This window comes from Gemmobacter nectariphilus DSM 15620 (assembly GCF_000429765.1).
GTDB classification, from domain to species: Bacteria; Pseudomonadota; Alphaproteobacteria; order Rhodobacterales; family Rhodobacteraceae; genus Wagnerdoeblera; species Wagnerdoeblera nectariphila.
Window position 1 is genome coordinate 1 of sequence record NZ_AUCM01000014.1, and the last position, 26062, is coordinate 26062.

General features: G+C 66.1%; 19 protein-coding genes. 5 read left to right on the forward strand and 14 right to left on the reverse strand.

The window, feature by feature from the left end; all coding sequences use genetic code 11:
* Both G481_RS0114115 and G481_RS0114125 read right to left on the reverse strand, forming a co-directional pair.
* The coding region (locus tag G481_RS0114115; protein ID WP_028030680.1) for a transposase at positions 1 to 285 on the reverse strand (285 nt) is incomplete at its 3' end.
* Between the two features lie 710 nt (positions 286 to 995).
* A complete protein-coding gene (locus G481_RS0114125; protein WP_028030620.1) occupies positions 996 to 1412 on the reverse strand; it encodes a recombinase family protein in 417 nt (138 codons plus the stop codon).
* A gap of 103 nt (positions 1413 to 1515) precedes the next feature.
* On the opposite strand from G481_RS0114125, the gene G481_RS0114130 reads away from it, so the two are divergent.
* The 3 genes from G481_RS0114130 to G481_RS0114140 all read left to right on the forward strand — a co-directional run bounded on the left by G481_RS0114130 (position 1516) and on the right by G481_RS0114140 (position 2501).
* Positions 1516 to 1818: a helix-turn-helix domain-containing protein gene (locus tag G481_RS0114130; protein ID WP_028030621.1), complete on the forward strand. Its 303-nt coding sequence runs from the start codon at positions 1516 to 1518 to the stop codon at positions 1816 to 1818.
* A gap of 112 nt (positions 1819 to 1930) precedes the next feature.
* Positions 1931 to 2185 (forward strand): ribbon-helix-helix domain-containing protein, encoded by a 255-nt coding sequence (locus tag G481_RS0114135; protein WP_028030622.1) that lies wholly within the window; start codon positions 1931 to 1933, stop codon positions 2183 to 2185.
* A 4-nt stretch (positions 2186 to 2189) separates the two neighbouring features.
* A complete protein-coding gene (locus G481_RS0114140; protein ID WP_028030623.1) occupies positions 2190 to 2501 on the forward strand; it encodes a type II toxin-antitoxin system RelE/ParE family toxin in 312 nt (103 codons plus the stop codon).
* A 675-nt stretch (positions 2502 to 3176) separates the two neighbouring features.
* Here G481_RS0114140 and G481_RS0114150 read toward each other — a convergent pair.
* From G481_RS0114150 to G481_RS0114165, 4 genes are all read right to left on the reverse strand, one after another.
* The gene (locus G481_RS0114150) at positions 3177 to 3938 is read right to left on the reverse strand and encodes a DUF4394 domain-containing protein (RefSeq protein WP_028030625.1); all 762 of its coding nucleotides are present in this window, start codon (positions 3936 to 3938) and stop codon (positions 3177 to 3179) included.
* Positions 3939 to 4051: 113 nt separating this feature from the next.
* Positions 4052 to 4609: a fasciclin domain-containing protein gene (locus G481_RS0114155; protein ID WP_028030626.1), complete on the reverse strand. Its 558-nt coding sequence runs from the start codon at positions 4607 to 4609 to the stop codon at positions 4052 to 4054.
* A gap of 136 nt (positions 4610 to 4745) precedes the next feature.
* Complete coding sequence (locus tag G481_RS0114160) at positions 4746 to 5447, reverse strand: anti-sigma factor (RefSeq protein WP_051294541.1); 702 nt, start codon at positions 5445 to 5447, stop codon at positions 4746 to 4748.
* Positions 5444 to 5998, reverse strand: coding sequence for a sigma-70 family RNA polymerase sigma factor (locus tag G481_RS0114165; RefSeq protein WP_028030628.1), 555 nt, complete (start codon positions 5996 to 5998; stop codon positions 5444 to 5446). The genes G481_RS0114160 and G481_RS0114165 overlap by 4 nt, the downstream gene beginning before the upstream one ends.
* 206 nt (positions 5999 to 6204) lie before the next feature.
* On the opposite strand from G481_RS0114165, the gene G481_RS0114170 reads away from it, so the two are divergent.
* Entirely contained in the window at positions 6205 to 6540 is a 336-nt protein-coding gene (locus G481_RS0114170) for a hypothetical protein (RefSeq protein ID WP_154664617.1), read from the forward strand.
* A gap of 731 nt (positions 6541 to 7271) precedes the next feature.
* Complete coding sequence (locus tag G481_RS0114180; protein WP_154664618.1) at positions 7272 to 7964, forward strand: response regulator; 693 nt, start codon at positions 7272 to 7274, stop codon at positions 7962 to 7964.
* 30 nt (positions 7965 to 7994) lie between these two features.
* On the opposite strand, the gene G481_RS0114185 is transcribed toward G481_RS0114180, so the two are convergent.
* The 8 genes from G481_RS0114185 to G481_RS0114220 all read right to left on the reverse strand — a co-directional run bounded on the left by G481_RS0114185 (position 7995) and on the right by G481_RS0114220 (position 26051).
* Positions 7995 to 9458 carry a sensor histidine kinase gene (locus tag G481_RS0114185; RefSeq protein WP_028030631.1) on the reverse strand — a complete coding sequence of 488 codons (1464 nt, stop codon included), beginning with the start codon at positions 9456 to 9458 and terminating at the stop codon, positions 7995 to 7997.
* 104 nt (positions 9459 to 9562) lie between these two features.
* Entirely contained in the window at positions 9563 to 10906 is a 1344-nt protein-coding gene (locus G481_RS23845) for an HlyD family type I secretion periplasmic adaptor subunit (RefSeq protein WP_051294542.1), read from the reverse strand.
* 20 nt (positions 10907 to 10926) lie between these two features.
* Complete coding sequence (locus G481_RS0114195; RefSeq protein ID WP_028030632.1) at positions 10927 to 11829, reverse strand: hypothetical protein; 903 nt, start codon at positions 11827 to 11829, stop codon at positions 10927 to 10929.
* Positions 11830 to 11834: 5 nt separating this feature from the next.
* Entirely contained in the window at positions 11835 to 13601 is a 1767-nt protein-coding gene (locus G481_RS23850; protein WP_051294543.1) for a type I secretion system permease/ATPase, read from the reverse strand.
* Positions 13602 to 13684: 83 nt separating this feature from the next.
* The gene (locus tag G481_RS25175; protein ID WP_051294544.1) at positions 13685 to 23260 is read right to left on the reverse strand and encodes a peroxidase family protein; all 9576 of its coding nucleotides are present in this window, start codon (positions 23258 to 23260) and stop codon (positions 13685 to 13687) included.
* Positions 23261 to 23489: 229 nt separating this feature from the next.
* The gene (locus G481_RS0114210) at positions 23490 to 23819 is read right to left on the reverse strand and encodes a hypothetical protein (RefSeq protein WP_028030633.1); all 330 of its coding nucleotides are present in this window, start codon (positions 23817 to 23819) and stop codon (positions 23490 to 23492) included.
* A gap of 550 nt (positions 23820 to 24369) precedes the next feature.
* Positions 24370 to 25062 (reverse strand): DUF4386 domain-containing protein, encoded by a 693-nt coding sequence (locus G481_RS23875; RefSeq protein WP_035026150.1) that lies wholly within the window; start codon positions 25060 to 25062, stop codon positions 24370 to 24372.
* Entirely contained in the window at positions 25062 to 26051 is a 990-nt protein-coding gene (locus G481_RS0114220; protein WP_028030634.1) for an EamA family transporter, read from the reverse strand. Before G481_RS0114220 ends, G481_RS23875 begins: the two co-directional genes overlap by 1 nt.
* Positions 26052 to 26062: the final 11 nt, after the last annotated feature.

Sequence of the window (26062 nt, forward strand, 5' to 3'; positions counted from 1 at the left end):
CGCTGACGCCTTGCGAAGGATCTCGTTCGCCTGGCGCAGCTCGCGGTTCTCGCGTTCCAAAGCCTTCATGCGCTCGGCCATCTCGGTCGGAATGCCCGCGCGCTTCCCGCTGTCGACCTCGGCCTTCTTCACCCACTCGTTCAGCGTATGGGCAGAACAACCGATCTTCGCCGCAATCGACACGATCGCCTGCCACCGCGACCCATGCTGCCCCTCGTTGTCGAAGACCAGCCGCACCGCGCGTTCACGCACTTCGGGGGAAAACTTGTTCGTCGTCTTGCTCATGACGCTCCATCCTACTCAGGAGTTGGAGCCTCCGGCAAACCCGGTGCGGTTCAGTTGTCGCTCTTCCATGACGGCATCGCGAGGTGCAAAACTCTCGGCGCAAAACCACAGACTGAAGTGAGGCGTAATTTAACCTCGTAGAATCAGTGTGTTGCAAGGTGGAGAAGGTTGGACCGCAGGCCCGTCCCATCCGCTATACATCATTGAAATCATTTGTAAAATTACGGGTGTTTTCGCCATACCCGCCATCATGTCCGCCTTCTCATTTGCGCTTGGACCCCATGGGGTGCGACAGGTCGGCGCATCCCGCCCGCAAGATTGGCCAGCCACAGGGCATCGGCAGTAGCGACACCCCCGCCCGCGCGGCAAGGTGCAGCAAGGCATGGCGACGGTCGCCATACCTTCGCGCCAGCGCCGGGCTGGTCGGACAAGGTCTAACGCTGGTCGTGGCACCTTCGCGGTCCCGGTCCCCGTTGCGATTCCCGCGATTCCTGCGATTTGGGCGCCTTGCGACACCCGCGATATTGCGACACGGCGCGCGGTAATGACAAAAGCCCCGCGCTGGGCAGGGCCTTGATGCCGTGAAGGTGGAAGGCAGTCAGTCGGCGCCGTCACCGGATTTTCCTGCGCGCTGCATCGCCTCTATGCCGTCGATGACCTCGGCCAACAGTTCCAGCGCAAGCCCTAGCACCTGGGGGGTGCCCTTCACGTCAACGCCTGACGTCTCGTTTTCCTCGGCCAACATTGCGGCCCGCAATAGTCCGTCGATCTGACAGGCGCGGCTGTAGGCATCGTGGGCAGGTCGTCTGTGGGCGGTCAACGTCATAGACCAGAATCACACTGAACTCGGCCACGCCGGATTCGATATCGGCGATCATCTGCTGCAATGCCATCCTGCCGCCGATGATCAGGCCGCTTTTCGCATCATCCGAATAGGTTTTGACAATCCTGATGCTGCGGCGTTCGGCGTATTCGCTGATCGTCTGCGCCTGGTTCTGGGTTGAATACTGTTGATGCTCGGTCGACATCCGGACGTACTCCGCAGCCAGCAACTGCTCGGACGGCTCGGTTTCTCCTTGGGATAATAGTGCTTTTCCCCGAGCCACGCCCGCCTCCCAAGAAATCATGTGGGCTGCTTCGAGCTGATGGCCCTCTACCGCAGGTTGGGCGCAAATACGAACTGCCGCTTTTCATGTCCTTCCCACAGTATTATCGAAGGAGGACGCAGAGATGCGGACCAAGACGGGCACATTTGTGCCGAAAACGGGCACAAATGTGCACCTTGAAGCCGATGTCGCCGACTACCGGACCGCCATTGCCGCGGCACTTCGGGACGAACTCGGCCTGACGCATCGAGCAGTCAAGACGGCGATGCGCTGGACGGGCGCCAGCGAGCGAACCGTGAATTACTGGATTGCGGGCGAGTGTGGACCCAGCGGCGAGCATCTGATCGCACTGGCAAGGCACTCGGATATCGTGTTCCACATGGTCTTGCTGCTGGCCGATCGGCACGACGGCGCGGATGCCGAATAAGGTCAAGCCGCCACTGAGGCGGCGGGGAGGCCAACTTGGTCCACCGCTGCCAGACTTGATGTGTAGTGTTTTTTGGTTATATTGAATACGCGCCAAGCATGAGGAGCCTTCCATGTCCCGCACCACGACCATGACCGTCCGTCTGAGCGGTGCGCTCAGCGATTTCGTCGCGGCCAATGTCGGCGAGAACGGCTCTTACGAGAACATCAGCGAATACGTGCGCGACCTGATCCGGCGAGACAAGGAGCGGGCCGAGCAGGAGGCTTTCGACCGGCTGAAGGCCGAACTGACCCGCGCCTTCGCTGCGCCCGAGACCAGTTACAGGTCGCTGACGGCCGCCGAAGTCATCGCTCGCAACCGAGCCTGATCAGATGGCGATCCGGGTTCAGGAGGCGGCATCACTCCGCCTCGATGACATCTACCGCTATACGCGCGACCGATGGGGCGAGGTCCAGGCGGACCGCTACATCACCGGTATGTTCGAAACGTTCGAACGGATCGAGGCCCATGGCGTCGCCTCAAAGCCTATCCCGGCAGAGTTCGGCGTTGAAGGGTTCTTCTTCCGGTACGAACACCACTTCGTCTATTGGCGCCGACTGTCCGACGGCGATATCGGTATCGTCGCGATCCTGCATGAGCGCATGCATCAGATCGACAGGTTCAAGGAAGATTTTCGCGGCTGAATTGACAGCCGCTCACGCCCGTGATGCTTGCATGAGCCATCGGCGGCTTCCGCGATGGAGAAGGTTGGACTTCAGGCCCACCCTCTCCGCCATATCAGTCCCTGAATGGGAACTGAGGCCGCGCCTGATCCACCCATAAGCGTCCGTACCCGCCGGGACTTCGATCCCGTGATACGACCTTGCCCTCTGCGACCCCGACACGCTGGACGAGGGGACACAGGTGGCCGCGGAGAGCGTGGCACGCAAAGTCCGCACCGTCACCTCGTAAGTCGCTGCCGTCATCTGCCCGCAACGCTTGAAGACCTCCGGGGCCCTTTCGAGCGGAACCTTCCTCCATTGATCGATCATCGTCCGATGCAGGCCACATTCTGCGGGCAACTCCGACACGGTGCGCTTGTGCGTCACGGCGCCAGCGCCACGCGAGCCTTGCTTCCCCCGTCGTGGTTTGCGCATGTCGACATGGCCTGATCCCCGCGCTTCTGGAAACCGGCAGGCGGCAGATCGCAGCCTGCGCCCCTGTCCGATTACCGAAGAGACCTCACGCAGCCGTCGGCTGACATTGCGTCCGGCCAAGGGGCAGCGTGCAGAGCAGCTTGCCGGGAAAAGGAAAGCGGCCCGCCAGCCAAAGGCTGCGGGCCGTGTCACTCGTACGAACTGACCTAGGACACTCGCTACTTACATCGTGGGCAGGATGGCGATATCGCGGACATTCGCGCCGTCGATCCTGCCGACCTCTGTGGTGGCACCGGTTTCCAGATTGACCGAATGGAAGGCCCCGTCGACCACCAGCCAGGCCTCGTTGCCCCCCTTGCCATCCGAGGCAATGTCAAACCCGGCCTCGACCGGCTTCACGCCGACCTCACCCACGGGATTCAGCTTGCCATCGTTCGGCGGAGCCTGCAGGACCAGCCAGCCGGCGGCGCCATCAATGTTGAAAAGCTGGGTTTTCTCGGTTCCCTTGTAGGAATTGGTATAGGCCCCGGCGATGATGTTCGGCGCGGTACCTTCGGCGTAGGCATGGCTGCCATCGTTCACCACGGCGCCCGTTTCGACGGTCACCCGCAGGTTGGTGCCATCGCTGCCCATCACACGCAGCTTGTCGGCAACCGGGTTGAAATCGACAGTGGCCGAGACACCGTCCGCCAGTCTGGTGGCCAGGGTGCTGACCTTGGTCGCCACGCCCGTCTTGGGGTCGATGCTGGCCAGGGTGCCATCGGCAAAGACGCCATAGAGCAGTCCGTCGGCCGGGCGCACGTCGATCCCAAGCAGTCGCCCTTCGATGCCGGTCACGCTGACGCCGCCCGTCCGGGTCCAGCTTTCGGTGTCAAGCCAGTGCAGCTCGTTCTGGCCCGAAAGACCGACCACGGTCGCGGCCATCGCCGGCGCGGCAAGGGTGGAAAGCAGCAGGCCCGCGGTAAGCGTCTTGATCGCGTTCATGAACAAGGTTCCTTCTTTGGTTGGGGTTCGGCCGGTGGTCCCGGCGATAGCGGGCCATGTTCGTGCGGGAGGGAGAGACCGCACGAGACATGGCCTGGCCCGTGCCAGAGGCGTCAGCCCTTCGGCAGCAGGACCTTGTCGATGACGTGGATGACGCCATTCGATTGCACGACATCGGCGATGGTGACCTTGGCCACGCCGCCGGTTTCATCGGTCAGGGTGACCATGCCGTCCTTGACCTTGGCGGTGATCTTGCAGCCGCCCAGCGTCTCGATCACATGCGTGCCGCCATCGTCCATGACCATCTTCTGCACGTCAGCCGCCATCGCCTTGGCGCCCACGACATGGCAGGTCAGGATCTTGACCAGCATGTCCTTGTTCTCTGGCTTCAGCAGGGTCTCGACCGTCCCTGCGGGCAGACCGCCAAAGGCTGCATTGGTGGGGGCGAACACCGTGAACGGTCCCGCGCCTTGCAGGGTCTCGACCAGACCGGCGGCCTGCACGGCGGCCACCAGGGTGGTGTGATCGGCCGAGTTCACGGCATTTTCGACGATGTTCTTGTCGGCGAACATGGCGGCGCCACCGACCATGGGATTGTCCTGCGCCAGCGCCGCACCTGCGGTGGCCAGTGCGAAACAGCCTGCGAAGAGTGTTCTGGCAACGGTCTTCATGTGACTTCCTCCCGGATTTGTCCGCCCCGCTGATCGGGGAACGCTAGAAGTCACGGATGCAGGGTTCAGAAAGTTTCAGGCCTGCGCGATTTTTTTTCGCGCAGGCCTGAAATATTTCCACGAGCGGCGTTGCGGATCAGATTTCCAGCAGATCGCCCACGGCCAGGACCGGCCCCGTCGGCTGCCCGGTCGGAGAGCCGCCCGGCGGCTCGAGGCTGATCGCCATGTGGGCGGCGGTCGTCATCAGGGCACGGATCTGATCGCTGGTGACAGGAACCCGGGTCGACACCCCCGCCGGGATCACCCCCAGCGAAACCGGCGCTTCGGCCCCGCGCGCGATCCAGAGCTGGAAGTCGCGCCCCTCGACCGGATCGCCGCTCATATGGGCAAGGCTGACGCTGCCGGTGACGGAATCGTAGAGCACCAGATAGGTCACGCTGCTGCCCGCAGCCGTCAGCGATGCGGCAAGCCGGTCGCCCGTCGGCAGGGGGCGCAGACCGGGCAGGGCGACCGCCAGAAGGAACGCTGCGGTTGCCAGCCCGGCGACCCCGCGCCATAGCGCAAGGCTGGACCAGATCCCCTGCCGTTCCGGCGCCTTGCCGAACAGCCTCAGATCCAGCGCGCGTTTCACGGCTGGCGGCAGATCGGCGGGGATGAACCCTTCTGCCATCGGCGAAAGCCGCTCTTCCCAGTCGGCAACAAGGCGGGCAAACCGGGCGTCCCGCTCTATCCTGCGGGCCAGATCGGCCTGATCCGAGGCCGGCAATCCCCCCAGCACGAATTCGGCGGCCAGAAGGTCATCTTCGGTGAAATCCTTGTCCAGATCAGTGTCGCTCATCGCTGCAAACACTCCTTCAGCCGGATCAGGCTGCGTCGCAGCCAGGTTCGCATGGTGTTCAGCGGCACATCGTGGCGGGCCGCCAGATCGGCATAGCTGTCCCCCTCCAGATAGGCCGCGCGCACAGCATCGGCTCTGTCCGCTTCCAGCTCCCCAAGACACCCGTCAAGCTTGCGCCGCTCTCCTGCGGCCATGGCGCTTGCTTCGGGCCCAGGAGCCGGATCGCGGATTGTCAGCGCCGCCTCATCCATCCCTCCGGCCGCCTCGCGCCGCGCGCGCAGCCGGTCGATGGCGTGATGGCGGGCAATCGCGATCAGCCACGACATCGGGCTTTGCCCCGTCACCGAAAACCGATCCGCCCTGAGCCAGATCTTGATATAGACCTCCTGGACCACTTCCTCAGCCTCTGCCCTGTCTTTCAAGACACGAAGGCATGTGCCGAAAAGTTTCGCCGAAGTGGCGCCATAGAGCATGTCAAAGGCAACCCTGTCCCGAAGGGCTACCCGTAGGATCAGGTCCGAGAGCTGGTCGCGGGGGTTGTCAGAAGTCATCATGGCTCCGGCCTGTTCGCCCGATCATGCAACGGGCAGCAGGAGCAGACAAGAGAGCAGACGCCAGTCACCTGCAGGCGCGGCCCCTGTCTGCGGGTGAAGCCGTCTGAATGCTGCCCTGCACGCCTGGCCTGCTGCCGGTTTCATCGCCAGCAGGTCAGGCCAACATGACGCGGGCCCCAGGCGGCAACATGCGGAACACCTGCATGGCTTGCACCGCTCGCACGGCCACCACCGAATGTGTCCCCCGCCTTGTCGATCGTCTGGTCTCTGACGCCAAGGAACGTCAGGCCGTCGACCCGGTCCCGAGGAAGATGGCCGCGGATGCCCCGGAACAGATCGAAAAGACACTCACATTCGCGCTGATATCCGGGCAGCCGCCGGTCCGTCAGATATGGCAGGTGTCCAAGCCGGACGCAGAGATCACCGCTGTCATCCACGCGATGCGCCTTCCCGTGCCCCCGATCCTTGCGGGGCGCCAGGGCGATCCGGGACTGATCCTTCCGGACAGCGCTGTCACCCCTCTTGCGCCCGGGGCATGATCGACGCGCTGGTGGCGGCGGCAGAACCTGCCCTTGGAGAGGACGGGGCAAACATGTTTCTGTCCCGCCATGTGACGGGCGCGCCCAGGCCCGCGATCGCGGCCACGATCCTCTCGCGTGTCATCTGTCCCGAACCGATCCTGGTGATGCCGGGCAGCGGTCAATCCTCCGGTCGGCCACCGGGGCCGATGTCCCCGGCCGCGTCGTGCGGGCGGCCGAGAACAGGATGATCCTCTTCGAGTTCGACCCCTTCCGGGAACAGCATGGCGATGCAGACACCCTGGTCAGCGGTTGGATGATCTGACGTCTGACGTTGCAGGGCCGGGACAGGATGGTCATGGGAGCGCCGGGGAACCCCGGGCGGGCATGGGATCGCGCAGACTGCATCGCGGCGGCACTTTCCGCCGGCACAGGACATCACCGGAACAGGGGTCATTGACGACGAGGACCAAACGGGCCTCGTGGATCCCAAGGGTCTTGCAAGCGATGCCTGGGGCGCAGCCGCGCTTTTGCGTGCGACCGAACCCGCACCAGACCTGCGCGGCCAGAGCCGGATTGCCTGTCCGGGCGCGTTTCGGACCAGCGCTGCGGGCGCGCGGGTCGGTCGCGTTCTCCGGCGGGTGAATAGACCGCGAATTGTATTGAGCGGCACTTCGGGATTGTCTGTCTCGTTTTTGGAAACAGGATTTTTACTGGTCCGAGTGCAAAACATGCCTCGGCCGTGTTAGAACGTGTTCCCGGGTAAAGTTGATTCGGATGCGTGTTCGGCTGGAGGAACCTGCATGCCGCTTAAAAGGTTAGGGCTGTTTGACGACCATCCTATCGTTCTGGCTGGTCTGGCGGATCTTATCGGAAAGATTGGCCGTTATCAGGTCGTTTGCACCGGCGCAACTGCCGGTGAAGCGCTGCGCGCGGCGTTCGACCAGGAATTGGATCTGATCGTCATGGATTTGCAGATGCCGGGCGAGCCGCTTGAGGTGATCAAGCGGATCACGGCGGAAAATCCCATCCCGCTGGTGCTGGTCTTTACGGCCTCGGATACACCCAAGGATTGTGCGGCCGCATTGGCGGCCGGGGCTTCGGGATATGTCGTCAAGGGCAGCAGCAACGGGGATTTGTTCCATGCGATCGATGCGGTGATCGCGGGCCAGGAATATGTCCCGCCGACGCTGGCCGCCCGCATGTTGCGCGAACTGCGCAATCAGCACAGCGCGGCGGCAGAGACCCGGGTGGAACTTTCGCATCGGGAAGACCAGATCGTCCACCACCTGCTGCAAGGCGCGTCGAACCGCGACATAGCGGGCTGTCTGCAGTTGTCGGAAAAGACCGTCAAACACTACATGACGCAGATCATGCAGAAGTTCGATGCAAGAAACCGGGTGGAAGTGGTGCTGGCCGCGCAAAAGCAGATGAAACGCACCTGACATCGGATCGGGCAGGCGCCGGGGCCACCGTCAGGTGGTCTCGCTGTCGCCTGGGGCGATCGGCGTGCCGTTCGCATGCAGCCGCAGGGCAAGTTCCACGCTGTGTCCTTCGCAGCGAAAATCCAGCGACGCCCCGATCGCGCGGGCGCGTTTTTCCATGCCGATCAACCCCAGCCCGTCCGTCGGGCTGGCAGGGGCGCCCCGGCCACAAGGTTCGCGCCGCAGATTCCGGACCTTGATTTCCATCATGGTCCCTGTGCGGTCCACCGATACCCGAATGCCGTCGGCAAGCCCGTGCTTGCGGGCATTGTTCAGCGCCTCGGTGACGATCCGGTAAAGGGTGACGCGGGTCGCCAGCGGGATGGCCGTCACCTGGCGATCCAGATCAAGATCGACCCGCAGGCCAGTGTCTGCCGCAAAGGCGGCAACCGCGCTGGAAACCGTGCCCTGAAGCGAGCCATCCTTGAGATCGGGCAGCAGCAGCCCGGCCGAGATGTTGCGCAACTCCTTGAGCGAGCTGTCCATCAGCGCTGCCGCCTTGTCGTTCAGATCGCGGTATCCGGTATCGACCGGCACCTGGCTGCGATAGAGCGCGGCAATCGACAGCAGCTGGATCGGCCCGTCGTGAAGTTCGGCGCCGATATGGTTGAGAAGTCGCTCGTTCGCCTCGGCCGAGTTGCGGCGCAGGACTTCGGATTCCCGCAACAACAGGCTGTTGCGCTGGCTCAGCCCCTCGGCGGCGGCAAGGCTGATGTCCAGCTGGCGGCGTTGTGCCTCGATGGTGCGATGGGCAAAGAAGACCAGCGCGCCAAGAAGCAGCAGCCCCCCCACCATGACCCCGAGGCGCACGCGGTCGACCTCTCCCAGCATGTCGTTCATCCGGCTGACCAGCAGATCGACGCTGCAATAGATCTCGCCAACGGCGACAAGCGTTCCATCGGCGGCGTAAAGCGGCATGTAGACTTCGTAGACCGTTGGCCCGATATGCCCGTCCAGATCGTTGTCCGATCCGGTCTGCTGCATCTGAAGGATGACGGTCTCGCCGTTCAGTGCGCGTTCGACCTCGGGAACCTTCCAGTGGCCGGGCTGGATGTCCCCGGACGAAGAATAGATCAGCTGCCCCTCGACGCTCCACAGCTTGACCTTGTTGATGTAGCGCGGATCAAGCCGGTTGCGCACGGCTTCGTCCACTCTGGCGACCACTTCGGCGGCATCGTGCACGCTGACCGGCCTTTCCCCCACCGCCGGCTGAAGCAGGCCCCGCGCCAGCGCCTGTTCCACATCCAGCGAGCTTTGGACCATGGTGCGCATCGCGATATCGGCCTGGATCATCGACGACACCTGCGACAGTGTCAAAAGCACCAACGTGATGACCAGCAGGAATTGCGATGTCAGGCCCAGCCGGTTCCACAGCCGGCGCAAATGGGCAAGGCCGGCAAGCAGGTGGCTGGCTGGACGCGACTGGCCCTGCGTTGGCTTTGCAGAAGGTGGCATAGCATCCTCGACCCGGTCGACGAAACGGATGGTCAGGGCCCGAGCGGTGCGTCGGCTACAGGCCCCAGAATCGATCCCCAATTATCCCTGGGTCAACTGTAGCGTCAGCCTTCGGTCATTGCGCGGGCAAAACTGTCACGAAACGGCTGAAGGAAATAATCCGCAGGCGTGCGTTCCAGGGTGGGAATGAAAACCTCGACCGGCATTCCGGGCACCAGCTTGCGGCCGCCCGGAAGTTCCGCGCCCGGATCGGCGGCGGCGACCGCGGTGTAATAGCTGGCGCCGGTTGCCGGGTCGGTCGTGGTCGCGGGGGCGACGTGCCGCACGGTGCCTGGCAGTTCCGGGGTAGTGCGCTGGTCAAAGGCGGGAAAGCGCAGGCGGGCGGGCTGGCCGGGGGTGATCTGGTCGATGTCGGTGGGGGCGATGCGGAATTCGATCACCAGATCCGCATCCTGCGGAACCAGCGTTGCCAGCATCGCACCAGGCGCCACGACCTGTCCGGGTGTGTTGACCAGCACCTCGTGTACGGTCCCTGCGGCGGGCGCGCGCACGACGGCCCGGTCCAGCCGCGCCGAAAGCGCCGCGACCTGGGTGGTCAGCTCTGCGATCCGTGGCTCGATCTCGCGCAGCTGACGGTGGGCTTCGTGCCGGATCTGGGGGCCAAGGCGGGCGATCTCCAGCTCGATCTCGCCGATCTGGGCAGCGTTCGAGGCAAGGCGTGCCGATACCTCGCCCAGCTCGCCGGTGACGCGGGCATGGTCGCGGCCGATGTCTTCCAGCCGCGACAGGGGCACGCTGCCCCGGGCGACAAGTTCCTTGGTGCGGGTGCGGGTCTCGGCGGCCAGGCGGATTTCCTCTTCCAGCGCGGTGCGGCGGGCGTCCAGCGCGCGGGTGTCATGGCCCAGCTGTTCATGGCGCAGCTCCAATGCCTTCAGGCGGGCGGCACGTTCCAGTCGTTCGGACTGGAACAGCAGCATCTCGCCGCGAATGACCTCGGCGGCATCCGCGTGGCTTTCCGCAAGGCCGGGGCTCAGCAGCAGCCCGTCCATGTCGTCGCGCAGGGCGCGCAGGCGCGCGGCGCGCACCTCCAGATCCAGCAGCAGGCCGCGCCGGACGGCCAGTTCGGTATCGAGCTGCGCGGTTTCAAAGCGCATCAAGGGCTCGCCTGCCGCGATGGTCTGACCGGGTTCGAGAAAGATTTCGGCCAATGCGCCACCATCCAGATACTGGACGGGCCGCAGATCGCGGTCGACCTTGACCGCGCCGGGGCCGATCACCGCGGCCCCAAGGCGCGCGGTGACCGCCCAGCCGCCCAGCCCGCCGATCAGCAGAGCGCCAAGCAGCAGAGCGAATCCCATATGGCGGCCGATACCGAAGTCATCGGTCTTGCCGGTCCCGGCGCGGCGATCCCGGCGGGGGGGCTGAAGGGGGCTGACATGAGAGGTCATGGCGAGGATCCTGAAATGAACTAGGCGGTCATGCCGGACGCAAGGCCCGGATCGAATGCGGCGATCGTGTCGAAGGCGGACAGCGGCTCGAAGGTGCTTGCCGCATCCGGGCCAAGGCCAAGCTGGCCAAGAAATGCCAGGCGCGAGGCGGGGTCGTTCAGGATTTCCCCGATCCGGCCCAGGGTGCCGCTGGCATCCGCGCCCGCCAGTTCCAGAAGGTGTTCGATCTGTGACATGGGCGCGGCGCGCAGAACGTCGCCAATGACCAGGTCGGTGATCTGGCTGACGTTCAACCCTTCGGCGGCGCCCAGGAAGCTGTCGAGACTGGCCAGAAGATCGGACAGCGTCTCATCCATCACAAAGGGCGCGTCCGGGTCATCGGCGGGGGTCGGCGCCGGGGGGCGGGCCTGCTGCGATGGCGCGGGGATCGCGGCCGGGGCTTGGCCAACCCCGGCCGCGGCTGGCGGCACAGCTCCCCAGGTGCCGCCAGGATCGGCACCCGCGGCAACCGACGCGCCGCCGGGCGCCAGTGTCGCCGCTATGGCGCCAGGATCGGGAAGCTGTTCGGGACCGTCTTCAGCCGAAATGGGCCGCGCCTGACCGCCGCGACCTGCGACAGGATCGGGCAGGGGCATGTCCTGCGCTTCGGCGGCGGGGCGGCCCTTGCGCGGCAAGGCGCCATCGTCCGGGGCAGCCTCGGCCGCGTCGGGGCCGGTCAGCGGATCGGGCAGGTCGGGGGCCGCGCGGTCTGCGGGCAGGGCTGCCTCGGCGGTGCCGAAGAAGGATTGCAGCCAGGCGGCAAACACCAGGAAGCCGGCAAAGATCGCCCGCGCGGGGGCGGCTTCGCGGTCATCGTCGCTGGTGGCTTCGGCGTTGGGGCCGTCCTTGCCCCTGCCTGCCCGGCTTGCGATGCGGATCGACATGGCGCCTACTCCGCTGCGTGGACGGCGCGGGCGTGGCCATCGCCGACCAGATCGGCCGGCGGGCTTGCCGTGCCCTGCTTGTTGCCCAGCACCTCGTCACGCGGACCAAAGGCGGCGAGCCGGCCGTTCTGCACCACGGCGACCATGTCGACCGCCTTGAGCACGTTCGGCCGATGCGCGACCACGACCACAATGCCCCCGCGGTCGCGGATGATCTTGATCGTTTCGTTCAGCGCCTTTTCGCCCGCAGCATCCAGCGCGGCGTTCGGCTCGTCCAGCAGCACGACGAAGGGGTCGCCGAACAGCGCCCGGGCCAGCCCGACCCGCTGGCGCTGGCCGGCAGACAGCGCAGTTCCGGCGCTGCCGACCTGGGTGTCATACCCATCGGGCAGGGCCGAGATCATCGTATGCACCCCCGCCGTGGCGGCCGCGACATAGACCTGCCGGCTGGCGCGGTCTTCGGAAAAGCGGTTGATGTTTTCCAGGATGCTGCCGGCGAACAGGTTCACCTCTTGCGGCAGATAGCCGATGATCTTGCCCATCCGATCCTGCGGGATATGCGCAAGGCTGACATCGTCCACCCGCACCGCACCGCGCAGTGGCTGCCACACGCCGGCCAGCGCGCGCATCAGCGTCGACTTGCCGCCGCCGCTGGGGCCGATCACCGCCAGCGCCTGCCCGGCCTTCAGCTCGAACGACACATCGGCCAGCAGCACCCGCCCGGTGGCGGGCGAGGCGACGGTCATGCCCTCGACCCGCAGCGAGCCGGTCGGCAGCGGCAGATCGACGGTCTTGCCAGGCTCGGGCTGTGCGGCGATGGCATCGCGCAGCAGCGCATAGGCCGCGCGCGCGCCCAGCAGGTTGCGCCAGTTGCCGATCACCTGGTCGATCGGCGCCAGCGCGCGGGACGAGGCGACCGAGACGGCGATGATCGCCCCGGCCGACATCTGGCCCCGCAGCGCGAAATAGGCGCCCAGACCCAGCAGCCCCGATTGCAGCACCATCCGCAACATCCGCGAGATCGAGGACAGCGTCGCCGCCACATCCGCCGCGCGCGTGGCGGTGGCCAGATGGTCGGCATTCTGCGCCAGATAGCGGTCGACGGCGCGATTGACCGCGCCCATGGCGATCAGCGCATCCGCGTTGCGGGCATTCGATTCCGCTGTGGTGTTGCGCTGCACCATCGCCTGTTGCGCCGCCTGCGTCAGCCCGCGCGAGCGGATCTCGGCCACCACGGTCAGCGCGGCAAGCACCACCGCGCCTGCCAGCGTGACCGCGCCCAGTGCCGGATGCAGCAGAAAGACGAAGATCAGGAACAGCGGCACCCACGGAAGGTCGAACAGCGCGCCAGGGGCAGAGCTGCCCAGAAACCCGCGCAGCGTGTCGATGGCGCGGCCGCGTTCCATCGCCTCGGTGGTGGAAAAGCCATAGCGCGGCATCTCGATGGACAGCTGCTGCGCCAGGGGCGACAGCCGCTGATCCAGCCGCGCGCCGAACCGCACCAGGATCTGCGAGCGGATCGCCTCGAACCCGCCGTGAAAGACGTAGAGCGCCAGCGCCAGCGCCGACAGGAACAGCAACGTATCGGTCGAGCCGCTGGACAGCACGCGGTCATAGACCTGCATCATGTAGATCGAGCCGGTCAGGGCAAGAACATTGATGACGCCGGAAATGGCAAACAGGCCGACGGCGTGGCGCATCAGATCCTGACGGATCAGATTTGCAGCTTTCAGCCGGCGGCGGAAATCAGGTGCGGGCCGGGACTGAGCCATGATGAACCCTCGGAAGGAATGAACACAAGGTGGGGAATAAGGTGCCCTGCCTGGTGTGGGGGGGCAGGCAGGGCGTGACAGGCTCAGAGCGTGAAATCCTCGCCCGTCAGTGCACGCGACGCGCGGACGGTCAGGGCGAATTCGGCCCCTTCCTCGTCGTCGGTAAAGCCGGAAACCCGATAGGTGCCGTTGCCCAGATCCTCGATCAGCAGGCTGCCAGCGACCGCCGTGGCCCCCTGTGCCAGCAGGACAAAGGCGCTGTCGCCGGCATCCCCGGTGTTGGCGTCGATGGCCGAAAGGTCGATCTGGTCGCCAGGGCGGAAGTCGGTGATCGTGTCGCCGTCTGCCGCATCGGCGGTCAGGAAGCGGAACACATCCTTGCCGCCGCGCCCGGTCAGCTCGTTCACCGCCTCGCTGGCGATCAGCGTATCGTCGCCCGCGCCGCCGATGGCATTCTCGAACGAGACGAGGAAGTCGGTCACCCCGTCCAGCGTGGCATAGCCGATCGACCCCGCACCGCCCAGATCGATCGTCACCGGCGCGCTGCCACTGGCAAAGGTGACCGTATCGACGCCGTTGCCGCCGAAGACATAATCGACACGGTTGTCACGCGCCAGGTTCACCCGGTCATCGCCATCGCCCGCCAGCAGCAGATCGCGCCCGTTGCCGTCGATCAGCTTGTCGTTGCCGCGCCCGCCATACAGCACGTCGCTGCCGCCGCCGCCTGCCAGCAGGTCATCGCCCGCGCCGCCGGTCAGCGTGTCGTTCCCGCCGGCCCCGCGCAGCTCGTCGTTGCCGGTATTGCCGTCGATCAGGTCATGCGCACTGCCACCTTGCTCGATGACCGAGGCCGCGGCAGGCAGGCGGATCTCCAGGTCGTCCTCGTCCGAAACCTCGAAGATCCGCTCGTCCAGCCCGGTCAGGCCGGTGTTGCGCATCACGATATCGGCAAAGGTCTGGCCTTCGACAAAGGTGTCGTAAAGGTCAAGGCCCTCGACCCGCGGGATATAGTAGAAACGGTCGCCGTCCTGCAGCCGGTCAAGCTGTTCGTGCAGGATCGCCCAGAAGGTCGCCCCGACCATCGCGCCTTCGAACTTGGCCTCGGCCAGGCCGCCGACCCAGAAGTCCAGCCGGTCGATGCCCTTGACCGTCGCGGTGCCGTCGGCGTTCATCGTCAGCTCGATATCGGGGTTCACCTCCTCGAAGGCGGCGATTTCATCGGCGCTCAGCACCAGATCGGGATAGGCCTGGCGCAGCTGGTCGATCAGCGCGTTCGAAAGCCCGTTGCGCACCTGGAAGTCCTGCCAGCTGACATAGGCCGTCAGGTTGCCGGTGTGGCCCAGGGCCTCGCGGATATGGCGGTTGGCCGAGTTGGACAGATCGGTGCGGATCTGGTTCAGCGTGCCCAGCCCCAGATCCCAGCCGCGCGCCACGTTGAACGCGAACAGATCGGCGCTGTTGCGCGTCAGATCGTTGCGCAGCGAGTCGACCATCTGCACATCGACCTGTTCGGCGCCTTGCTGGACCATGCCGCCCAGAACCGCCGCCGCGCCGATCTGGCCATAGCCTTCCTGCGGATTGTAGCCATAGCCTTGCAGCGTCTCGATCGGCAGCAGGAAGGCCGAGGCCTCGTTGGTCGGGTTCAGGAAGGCATCATACAGCGCGACCGAGCGGGTGGTGCCATCGGCCTGCAACACCTCGACCGTATTGCCGACCAGCGTATGCCCGACCCGATAGGCTGCCGCCGCAAATTCGTGGCTGATGCGGGCATCGGTCTCGGGCTGGTAGTCTTCGAAACCGTGATCGCCGCCGCCCCGGATGCCTTGGCCGCCCAGCAGCTTTTCGGCGAATTCGGTGAAGACGACGCGCTGATATTCGGCCTCGTTGACGATCTTGGCGGCCTGGAACAGCTCTTCTTGCGTAAGCTGGATGCCGTTGGCAGCATAGACCTCGGCCAGTGCCTCGACGTGGTGGTTGTGGTTGCGGGCAAAGATCGTGTGCATCGAGGTCAGGCCCACGTTCTCGTTCACCCGGCCATCGCCGGCCACGACGTGATCCAGCAGGTTGATGTAGGGGTTGGTATCGAGCAGCAGCGGCCAGCCCTCGCCCATGAAGTTCGCGGCAAGATCGGCCACCGCCGCCGCGTCATAGACGCCGTTCGCATCCCGCAGGGTGGGGTAATGGTCCAGCAGCGTCCGCCCTTCGGTGCCGAACAGCGCCGAGTGGAACACCGTGCCCGCCTCGATATGGTGGTCCAGCACCGCCCGCAGCGTCGGCAGCAGATCAAAGCCCGGCGCCGAAGGATCGTCGCCCCCCATCAGCACCCGCGAGCCGACGCCACCCGCCCCGTCGCTTTCGCGCAGCAGCTGGCCGATCAGGCTGGACGAGCCATAGACCTGGTTCTGATCGACGAAGGGCGAGGTGATGTTGGTATGGATCGGCGCCCCGTCCGCATCGAAGCCGACCACATCGGCCCGTGTCAGATCGGCCGGATTGTTCGATCCGGGCGCCCGGACGATACCGGGGCCGCCAATCTCGATCGTGCCGTGGCCCCCCTTGGGAATGAAGGTCAGCCCGTGGTCGAAATACTGGCCAAAGGCGGTGAACAGGGCGTTGACCGCCGTCTGCTGGCCCACCTCGGCCCCTTGCGCGCCGACGATGTTCGAGATCTCGCGCGGGTCGAGCCCCCGGAACAGCGGGTTGATGGCGTTGTTGTCGATGGTCTCGTCGTAATCGCCATAGCGCGCTTCGGTCAGCCGGATGAAAGGCTCGCCCGCCGCCCCATAGCCGGGGTTTGCCTCGTTGTTCAGCAGGCCCGGCAGATCGCGCACCCCCAGCGCGCCACGGGCATCGTCGTCGCCGCCCGGCAGCAGGCCGCGCACCAGATCCAGCAGGTTCGTGGCATCCGATCGGGTGAAATAGGGCGGGATCTCCTCGCCCTTGACCGGGGCAGGAACGACACGGGGCAGGTTGTCCAGCGTGCCGGCAAAGGTGATCGTCGAGCCGTCGGCCGACAGGGTGATCATGCCGGTGACAGGGTCCTGGCTGGCGGAATAGGCGGCCGGATTGATGCCGGGCGCCGCCTCGATCACATCCTGGGCGCGCAGGGTGCCGACGATGACATCGTTGCCACCATTGGTGCGGAACAGGATGCGGTGCGCCGATGCAAGCGCGCTGATGTCGACGGTATCGTCGCCCGTGCCGCCATTGATGGTGATGGTGTTGAAGCTGAGGCTGGTCGGGCTGAAATCGCCGATGATCAGCACCTCGTCATTGTCCGCAAGGGGATTGAGCAGGCTGAACCCGCCGCCGGTGTTGATGACGATCTCCTCGATGTTGCGCAGCTCGGCGATGACATTGCCGTTGCCGGTGCCGTTGCGGGTGATGACGATTTCCGTTCCGGCCGCCACGGTCCGGGTGCCGCCAAGCGCCAGCCAATCGGCCACCGCATAGACGCGGTAGGTTTCGGCCAGATCGCTGCCGTTGATGACGAAGGTATCGCCCACGGCCCGCGCGGGATCGCCGCCGGTCCAGTTGGCGCCGCCGTCCACCGTGTCGCGCCCGTCGGTCACAAAGGTCGCGGCGTTCCAGATGACCACATCGTCCCCGGCCCCGCCCGAGATCATGTCGTTGCCGCGCTGGCCGGTCAGGATGTCGCCGCCTGCCGTTCCGGTCAGGGTATTGGCCAGGTTCGTGCCGGTGATGCGATCGCCGGTGCGGTCGGTCACGGCCGAAATCACCTGTTCCACCGCGCCCGTGGTGTCGGTCACCGTGGCAACGACGCGCAGCATGTCCAGCCGCTGGGCCGCGCCGGGCGTGAAGGTCAGGCCGGTCGCGCCAGCGATATTGGTCCAGGTGGTGCCGTCTGCCGATTCCTGCCATTGCACCGTGATGCCCGCGATGCCGTTCAGATCGGCGATGCCCGACAGATCGGCGGTCAGCGTCTCGCCGATGGTCGGGGTTTCGTCCGACAGCACCGGGGCGCCGGTGACGGGATGGGCCGCCGGGATCAGATCGGCCAGCCGGATTTCGCCGTCAGCAAAGCGGACGAATTCGATGTTGCGCAGCCGGTCGGTGCCCTCGTTCGCCATATTGCGGCCGTCGGTCGGGTTGATGACGCCCGGGGTGGTGGTGATGTGGCTGACGGTAAAGCTGCCATCGTCATTGTAGACGACCGCATAGTTCGCCATCACGTCCCAGTATTGCGCCACATCGACGTCATTCTGTTGTCCGCCATCGACGATCTCGCGGAGGATATGCATCTGCGAGGGGGTAATGGTCCGGCTGAACAGCAGCGATTCCAGCGAGCGGCCTTCGAACAGGGTGGTGCCGTCCAGCCCCACGACCGGCGCGGTCAGGCCGGTAGCCCGTGCCATCGGGGCGCCGTTCGCATCGTTGATGCCGATCATCACCTGAAGGAAGCGGTCGCCGTCGATGATGTCGTTGCCGGCCATGCCGGTGATCGTGTCCGACCCGCCGCCGCCAAGGATGATGTCCGACCCGTCCGACGTATCCATCACCGCGGTCAGCGATTCCGTGGTGGTGCCGGCCGGGTGGGTCAGCTGGAACCGTTCCAGATGCGCCACCAGATCGCGCAGGCCGTCGATCAGGTCGACGTTCTTTTCCAACAGCGCGTTCGAGAAGCTCTCGATCGGCGCGTCATCGGCGACCTGTGCCGCATTGCCGTTGGGGTCGTAGCCGCCAATGACGACTTCGCGCCCGGTCAGCGTGTCGTCATAGTTCCAGCCCGACAGCCCTTCGACCAGGTCATAGCGGTCGCGCAGGATGTTGTTCTGCTGGTTGACGAAGATGCTGACGTTCATGTCCGCATCGGCGGCATACTGGTTGTGCTGGTAGGTGACCCAGTCGAACCCGGCCATGCCGTTGTTGCGGTTGATGCCGATGCCCTGAACCATGATGTCGTCGCCGGATTCGGCGTCGAAATCGGTATCGTTCTCGCCTGCCAGCATCACGTCATGGCCGATGATCCGGCTGTTGAAGAACAGCTCGGAATTGTCGCCGGTCAGGGTGTTCATGAACCCCTGGCCTTCCATCCAGTCGTCGCCCTCGTTGCCGAAGACGATGCCGCCCCCGCCCGAGGCCGCGCGGATGAAGTCGTTGCCCTCGCCGCCGAAGATGTCCTTGGCCTCGGAGCCGCCCGCAAGCACGTCCGATCCGGCGCCGCCGAACACCAGGTCGAGGCCCATGCCGGCGTTGATGACGTCGTCGCCGGCCTCGCCCTTGATCACGTCGGCAGCCCCGATATCGGTTCCGCTGTCGGTGATGACGTCGTTCCCGGCGCCGCCGAAGATGTGATCGACACCGAAGCCGCCCTCGATATTGTCGTCGCCGCCTTCGCCCCACAGCCCGTCATCGCCGGCGCCGCCGATGATCGTGTCGTTTTCCGACGTGCCGCCGATCACCACATGTTCGCCGCCCAGGTAGCGGATGTAATCCACATCGCCATCGCCATCGACATCGCGGCGTTCCACCAGCGAGGTGGTGCCATTGACCGACGACAGCACATCGGGATCGCGCGTCGGGTCAAGCGTGCCAAGGCCCGGGTTCCATTGCAGCGCCTGATTCATCTCCAGCACGTAATCCGCCGTCTGGAAGGCCGCCCCGTTGATGTGGATCCCGACGTCCTTGGTGTCGGTGTTGCGGCGGATCAGGCTGGCGAAGCTGTCGCTTTCCAGCTGGGTCAGCAGGTTCATGCCCTGCGTGCGGCTGAGATAGTAGAAGCGGTCGGCCGCTTGCAGGTTCTCGATCTGCAGCTCGAAGACGAAGGTGAAGGTCGATCCCAGCATCCCGCCAAAGGGCATCAGCGCCTCGGCCAGGCCGCCGATCCAGAAATCGACGAGGTTCAGCCCGCTTTCCGCGCCCGCCCAGGTGCCGGTAGAGTTGAGGAAGTCCAGCCGGTCCGCCGGCGCATTCTCGCCGCCAAAGACCAGCGCCCAGGCCGCATCGCGCTTGTCCGCCGCCGTGGTGGCCGAGGTGACGGTGTCATGCGTGCCGTAGGCGGCGATGAAATTCACCACCGACAGCGGATTCTTCAGGTTGCCCGCATAATCCGCCCAGCTTTCATAGGGTTTCAGATAGGTGTCCTGGGTCTGGTCAAAGATCTGGCGCCGCGCATCGTTCAACGAGGGGATGCCGGTTTCGCGTGCCCGCGCGATGTTCAGCGCGGCCAGGTCCAGCGGCAGGCCCACCAGATTGTTGCGCAGCGCGCCGGTCATGAATTCGTCGATCTCGTTGCCGGCCTGACGGGTCATGCCGCGCAGGATGCTGCCGGCGGCGGCATGGGCATCCACCCCCGCATTGTCGAAGGCGACGGGGTTCAGGAAGGCCTCGATCAGCCCCATTTCCTGAGGATCGGCGCCGCCGTTCACCGGGGCCAGCATCTGGACCGTCTCGTTCAGCATGGAATGGCCGAAGCGATAGACGACCTGGGCAAATTCCTCGAAGATCGCGCCATCCAGCTCGACCGTGTTCGAGAAGACGAAGGGGTCGATCTGCGGCGCGATGGCGCGGACGAACTCTTCGAACACCAGATGCTGATAGACCATCTCGGTCGAAAAGCGCGCGGCCTGGAACAGCCGCTCGCCATTCCATTGCAGATCGGACAGATCGGCGGGAATGCCGCTGACGGGCACCGCCAGCCATTCGTTCAGAAAGTCCACGTCGCCGGCATCCAGCAGCTGGGCCTTGATCGCCTCGACCTGGCGGTTGTGTTCGCCATGAAAGATCGTGTGCACGGCGGTCAGGGCGATGTTCTCGTTCCCGCGGCCGTCGCCGACGATATAGTGCCGGTCCAGCAGTTCGTTGTCATAGGTGGCGTTCTGGCCAAAGGCGTTCGGGACGATCTCGTTGCCGGTCTCGGTATCCTCGTCCGGCGTCTTGACGGCGGTCTCGCCGGTAAAGCGGTCGACGACATAGGTGCCGGGCGCGGCGTTATGGGCGATGTCGTCCATGAAGGCCCGTCCGGCGGACAGCGCATCGAGGCCCGAGACCGGATCGGCCGGGTTGCCCTCGACCGCGCCATCTGCGGTCATCATCAGCGGAAAGCCGTTCTCGCCCCGCACGAAGGCGCCATAAAGATCGGTCACCAGCAGCGGCACGTCATGCACGTTCAGATCGTCCAGCCGGATGCCCAGCATGTCCAGCGCCTGGGCCTTGATGTCGGCCCAGGTGGGCGGGCCGCCACGGTCGCTTTCCAGCATGTGGCCCGTTGCCACCGGCTTGCCCTCGACCATGACATATTCGCGCAGGAAGACCTGATGCGAGGCATTCGAGGCATAGACCTGGTTCAGGTCGATCCAGGGCGTGGTCTGGTTGGTGTGATCGCGCACATCGTCGGCCGTTCCCGCGATGCCATCGGGGCCCGGATCGTTGGTCGCGCGGGTCAGCACCATGAAATTCGTGGCGCTGCCCGGCACATAGAGCGGGTCGTCGGGTTGCAGCTGGATCATCACCGTGCCGCCGCCCTTGGTGGTCAGGTCAAGGCCATGGTCGAAGAACTGGCCGAAGATCGTCATGAACCCGTTGAACGATGCGGTGTCGCCTAGATCGGCCGCGATATTGCGGATGAAGACATTGTCGCCGTCCATCTCGATGCCGTGGCTGGCGATCAGGTCCAGAACTGCGGCCTCGGCGGCTTCGGCCTCGGCGGTGGCCGCGGCTACAGCGGCCGCGCCCGAGGGGATGGCATCGCGCGCAGCGATGGCATCGTCCAGGGCGCCTTGCGCCGCGGTCAGCGCGGCCAGGGCATCGGCCAGCGCAGCCGAGGCCAGATCGGCGGCATCCTCGGCACCGGCCAGCGCCTCTTGCGCGGCAATGACGTCGGCCTGCGCCTCGGAGCGGGCGATCTCGTCGCCGGCTGCGGTGATCAGGGCGGCCTGCGCGGCGGCCAGATCGGCCTCGGCGGTGGCAAGGGCTGCCATGGCGGCGGCCTCGTCCTCGGCGGCGGCGTTGGCGGCCTCTTGCGCCGCTGCAGTCAGCAGGGCCTGGGCATCGACGTCCGCTTGCGCCGCGGTCGCCTCGGCTGCGGCGGCCGAGGCCACGGCCTGAGCACTGGTCAGCGCCGCCAGCGCGGCATCGCGGGCGGCCAGCGCGGCTTCCAGATCGACGGTGGCATCGAGCAGCTCGGCCAGATGGGTTTCGGCCGCGCTCAGGGCGGCCTGCGCATCGGCAACGGCCTGCAAGGCGGTGGCCTCGGCCAGTTCGGCGGCGCTCAGCGCGGTCTGAAGCGCGGCGAGGTCGGCACCGGCATCGGTCAGGGCCAGGGTTGCTTCGGCCAGCAGAGCCTCGGCATCGGCAACGGCCGCATCGGCCGCGTCGTCGGCTGCGGCGGCGCTGTCGAAATCGTCCTGCGCGTCCTGCGTGGCCTGGGCGGCGGCCAGCAGCGCCGCAAGGTTCGCCGCCGTGGGGCTGGCGAGATAGGCGGCCGCAGCCGCCTGAGAGGCGGCATCCGCAGCGGCCAGATCGGCAGCTGCCTGATCGCGGTCGGCCTGCGTCTGGGCTGCAGTGGCCTGTTTCGCCGCCAGATCGCCCTCGGCGGCGGTCACGGCGGCCTGTGCATCGTCCACGATCAGTTGCTGGGCATCGACGGCATCCTGCGCGTCCTGGCGGGCCGTGGCGGCGGCGGCTGCCGCAAGCTGGGCCGCGGCCAGATCGTCCTCGGCGGCGGTCACGGCGGCCTGTGCGGCCGTCAGCTCGGCGGTGGTGGGTCCCCCACCGTCGACAAGCGCCTGCGCGGCATCGTAGACGGCCTGCGCCTCGGCAACGGCCGCATCGGCGGCTTCGGCTGCGGCGACGGCATCATCACGCAACGCTTCAAGCCGCGCCAGCTCTTCCTGGGCGGCCAGAAGGTCGGCCTCGGCCGCGATCAGCGTGGCCTGCGCGGTTGCGGCGGCGCTGGTCGCTGCGCTGGCCGCCAGTTGCGCGGCGGCAAGGGTTGCGATGGCGGCCGCCAGCTGGCCGGACGGGGGCAGGGCGGCCAGCGTCGCAAGGGCGGCATCGACGCGCGCCTGAGCTTCACTCAGTGCCAGGTCGGCGGCGGCGGATTCGGCGGCGGCCGCCTGCCAGACCAGTGTTGCGGCATCGACCTCGCCCTGAGCCGCGTCAACCACGGTCTGCGCGGCGGCAATGGCGGCGGCGGCCTGCGTCTCGGCGGTGGCGATCGCCTCTTGCAGGGCACGGGCTGCGCGCCGCGCGTCCAGGATCTCTCCGACGATGCGCAGCTGTTCCGCCCCGGTGATCCCGTTCACCGCCAGCGCGGCGGCAATGGCGGCGGGGTTGTCGAGCGACTGGTCGGCCACCAGGTTCGAGATCGTCCGCGGCTCGCTGTCATAGACCGTGCCCGAGGTCTGCGCATACGAGGTCTGGGCGCCGGTGCGCGGGTTGGTCCCGGCGCTGCGGAACGTCGGGGTCAGCAGCCGCGTCATCGGCTGATCGGCGGCACCGAAATGCACCATGCCGGGCTGGAAATTGTTGTAGCTGCCATCGACGGTGCGCAGCCCGGTCGGGATCAGCGGACTGGTGATCAGCGAATTCAGCGCCTCGCGCGGGTCCACGCCGGAATTGATCAGCCGGGTATGTTCTTCGGCAAGCTTGATTTGATTCAGAATGTGCGACAGGTCGTTCCGATTCAGAGTAACCATTTATTAAGCTCCATCCCCTAAAAGTCGTGTGCCTGCCAATCCGCGGAAGGCGTGGATGATGAATTATCCGCTAATCAATTGCGGGACGCCGAATCCGAAGGTCGGGTAAATCACCCGGTCCTTTGTCGGATTCGATATCCGACTTTGGTCGGATTGTTCGCCAGCCGTGGAATGTGTGTCGCCGTATGTTGGGGGGAGATTTATTCAGGATTGAGGGACGGATATTCGCTCAATCATTGGTTGCCATGCGCAACATCCTGCCGGATCGCGGTGCGAATCGCTTGCCGGTGATGGTGGGATCGCCCGGGTGGCGGCGGAAAACCGCTTTCGTGCCGTCGGCTGACAGGTGGTTTTGTCCCTCTGCCGCCTCCATCTGACGCGGGGCGACCATCGCGCGGATGATGCCCGCGCCCCCTTCGCGCCGACTGTCGAGGTCGGGCCCTGCGTTGCTGACCCACGACGCGCCGCGCCAGCGACTGGATGATGGGACCTGTTCGGGCGGCAAGAGTTGTGGGCAGGGCGCATCGACCTCGTGCAGGGCCGCGATGGCATCCGCCATGGAAGGTCCCAGCGCTGTTGCGCTTGAGGGCGGCCAGCACCTGCGTCACGACCTCGGGTGTTTGCAGGATGCGGCTGACCTCTGTTTCGGCCGCGTCCTCGACCCTTCCGGCCGCAAGCCGCGGCGGTGCCGTCTTCTCGCCAGTCTCGCGGGTCCGGATCACGTCCATCGGCACATGACCGCGGTAGAGCTGGCCCCTCTCTTTGTGCAGGTCGGCGTCATGGTCGCGCCATTTTCGCCACGGATCAGCCCCTTGGGCCGCGCTGGCATCTGCGCACGGCTGTTGTTGGCCCGCTTGCGGGGGTTTTCCTGCACGGTGGCAGGCGCGATCCCATGTGCCCTGCTTGCCGTGGAACCCCTTGCGGCGCAGGTCCCGCGCCAGCCCTGCCGCGCAGCCCAAATCAATGAACCGCAGCAAGGTCTGCCGCACTGCCTTGGCCTTGTTCACCACCGGCTTGCGACCTTGCACATCGTAGCCCGGTGGCTCATGGCCCCCCATCCAGATGCCTCGGGGGCGCATTCGAACCGGGCGCCTCTTGGGACGACCTCTTCACCCGCGTCCCTGTTTGACCGGGCTCCCCTGGAAAAGCAGCCGGAGGCAGAACGCCGTCTCGGCGAGGATCGTCAGCAGATAGGCCGCGACGAATGCCCGGGACCCTTCAGGGTAGAAGAAGCGCAGGCCGCTGCCGATCAGATAGACGAGCCCCGCCACCGCAAGGCCAGCCCCGAAGATCTTCGCAAAACGGCCGGATCGCCAGACAAGCAGACCCATGATCAAGCTGTTCACGCCAAAGAAAACCAGGCCCAGATCATAGCCATGGCCGTGCAGATCCAGAAACACCAGCGCCAGCGCATTGGCATCGACAAGCGCGTTGGCGCGTGAAACCAGCAGCCACGCGGCTTGCTGGGCCAGCAGCGCCGCGGCGATCAGCACCGTCTGGATCAGTCGGAACACCATCGCGGCCAGGGCAAGCCCCGGCGAGGCGGTCCGAAAGATCAGATACAGCAATATGGCGAGCCCGGCATCGCAAAGCGCCATCACCAGGTCGGCGGCGATGGCCAGCCGGAACCGGCCCGGGGCGGCCAGGATCGCCGCCGCGGTGGCTGCTGCATCGTCCGGGTCGATCAGCGGGCCGCGCAGGCCCGCCTCGGCCCCAAGGCCCGCGACGATGATGATCAGATAGAGCAGGCCTGAAAGGCGGGCCTGGCGGGCAAACTCGGGCGTTGGCGCGGGACTGGTCATCAGGGCCTCTTTTCGGTGCGATGGGCCAAGACGTGCGGGAACGGGCTCGTGCCCGGCATTGCCGGAAACGCACCGGCGCGGTTCCTGAACGTGCCGCCCGCCGGATCGGGACGCGGCTGCGGCCTTGCTGGCGCGGGCGCCGTCGGGCGGCTTGCGCCTTGACCCGCCAGGACCGAGCCAAGGACGATCAGCGCGCCAAGCCCCTGCAGCAGGGACAGCGACTGACCCGCCACCACCCAGCCCAGCAGCACGGCCGTCACCGGGCTCATCATGCCCAGCATCGAGACCGCGCCGGGCCCGATCCGCGCAACGCCCCGGAACCAGAGCGCATAGGTGGCCGCAGCACCGATCAGCCCGAGCCAAACCAGCCCGGCAAGGTTCGTCGCCGAAAGCGGCGGCAGCGCGGGTTCAAGGAACAGCGCCAGCGGCGCCAGGATCAGCCCCCCGGCAGTCAGCTGCCACGCCGTGAAGCTGAGCGGCGATACGGGCGGCTGCCATTTCCGGCTGAGGACCGTGCCCGCGGCCATCGACGCCGCGCCGCCAAGCCCGGCGGCAATGCCCACGGGGTCCAGTGCAGCGTCAGGACCGATCAACAGCAGCGCCACGCCCAGAACGCCGGTGGCCGCCGCGGCAAGCGCACCCGCCCGGATCGGCGTGCCAAGCCAGCCACGCGCCATCAGGATCACCATCATGGCCTGCAGCGACCCCAGGGTCGCCGCGACCCCGCCGGGCAGCCGGTAGGCGGCCATGAACAGCAGCACCCAGAACAGGGCAAAGTTGAAGCTGCCCAGCAGGAACACCCGGCCCAGCCAGGCGCGGGGCGGAAGGCAGCGCGTGATCGCCAGCACGAGCAGCCCGGCCGGCAAGGCGCGCAGTGCGGCCAGGGTCACCGGATAGCCCGCCGGCAGCGCCTCGGTCGTGACCAGATAGGTGCTGCCCCAGACCGCCGGGGCAAGCGCGGTCAGAAGAAGATCGCTCGTTCGGGACATGGGGGCCTCGT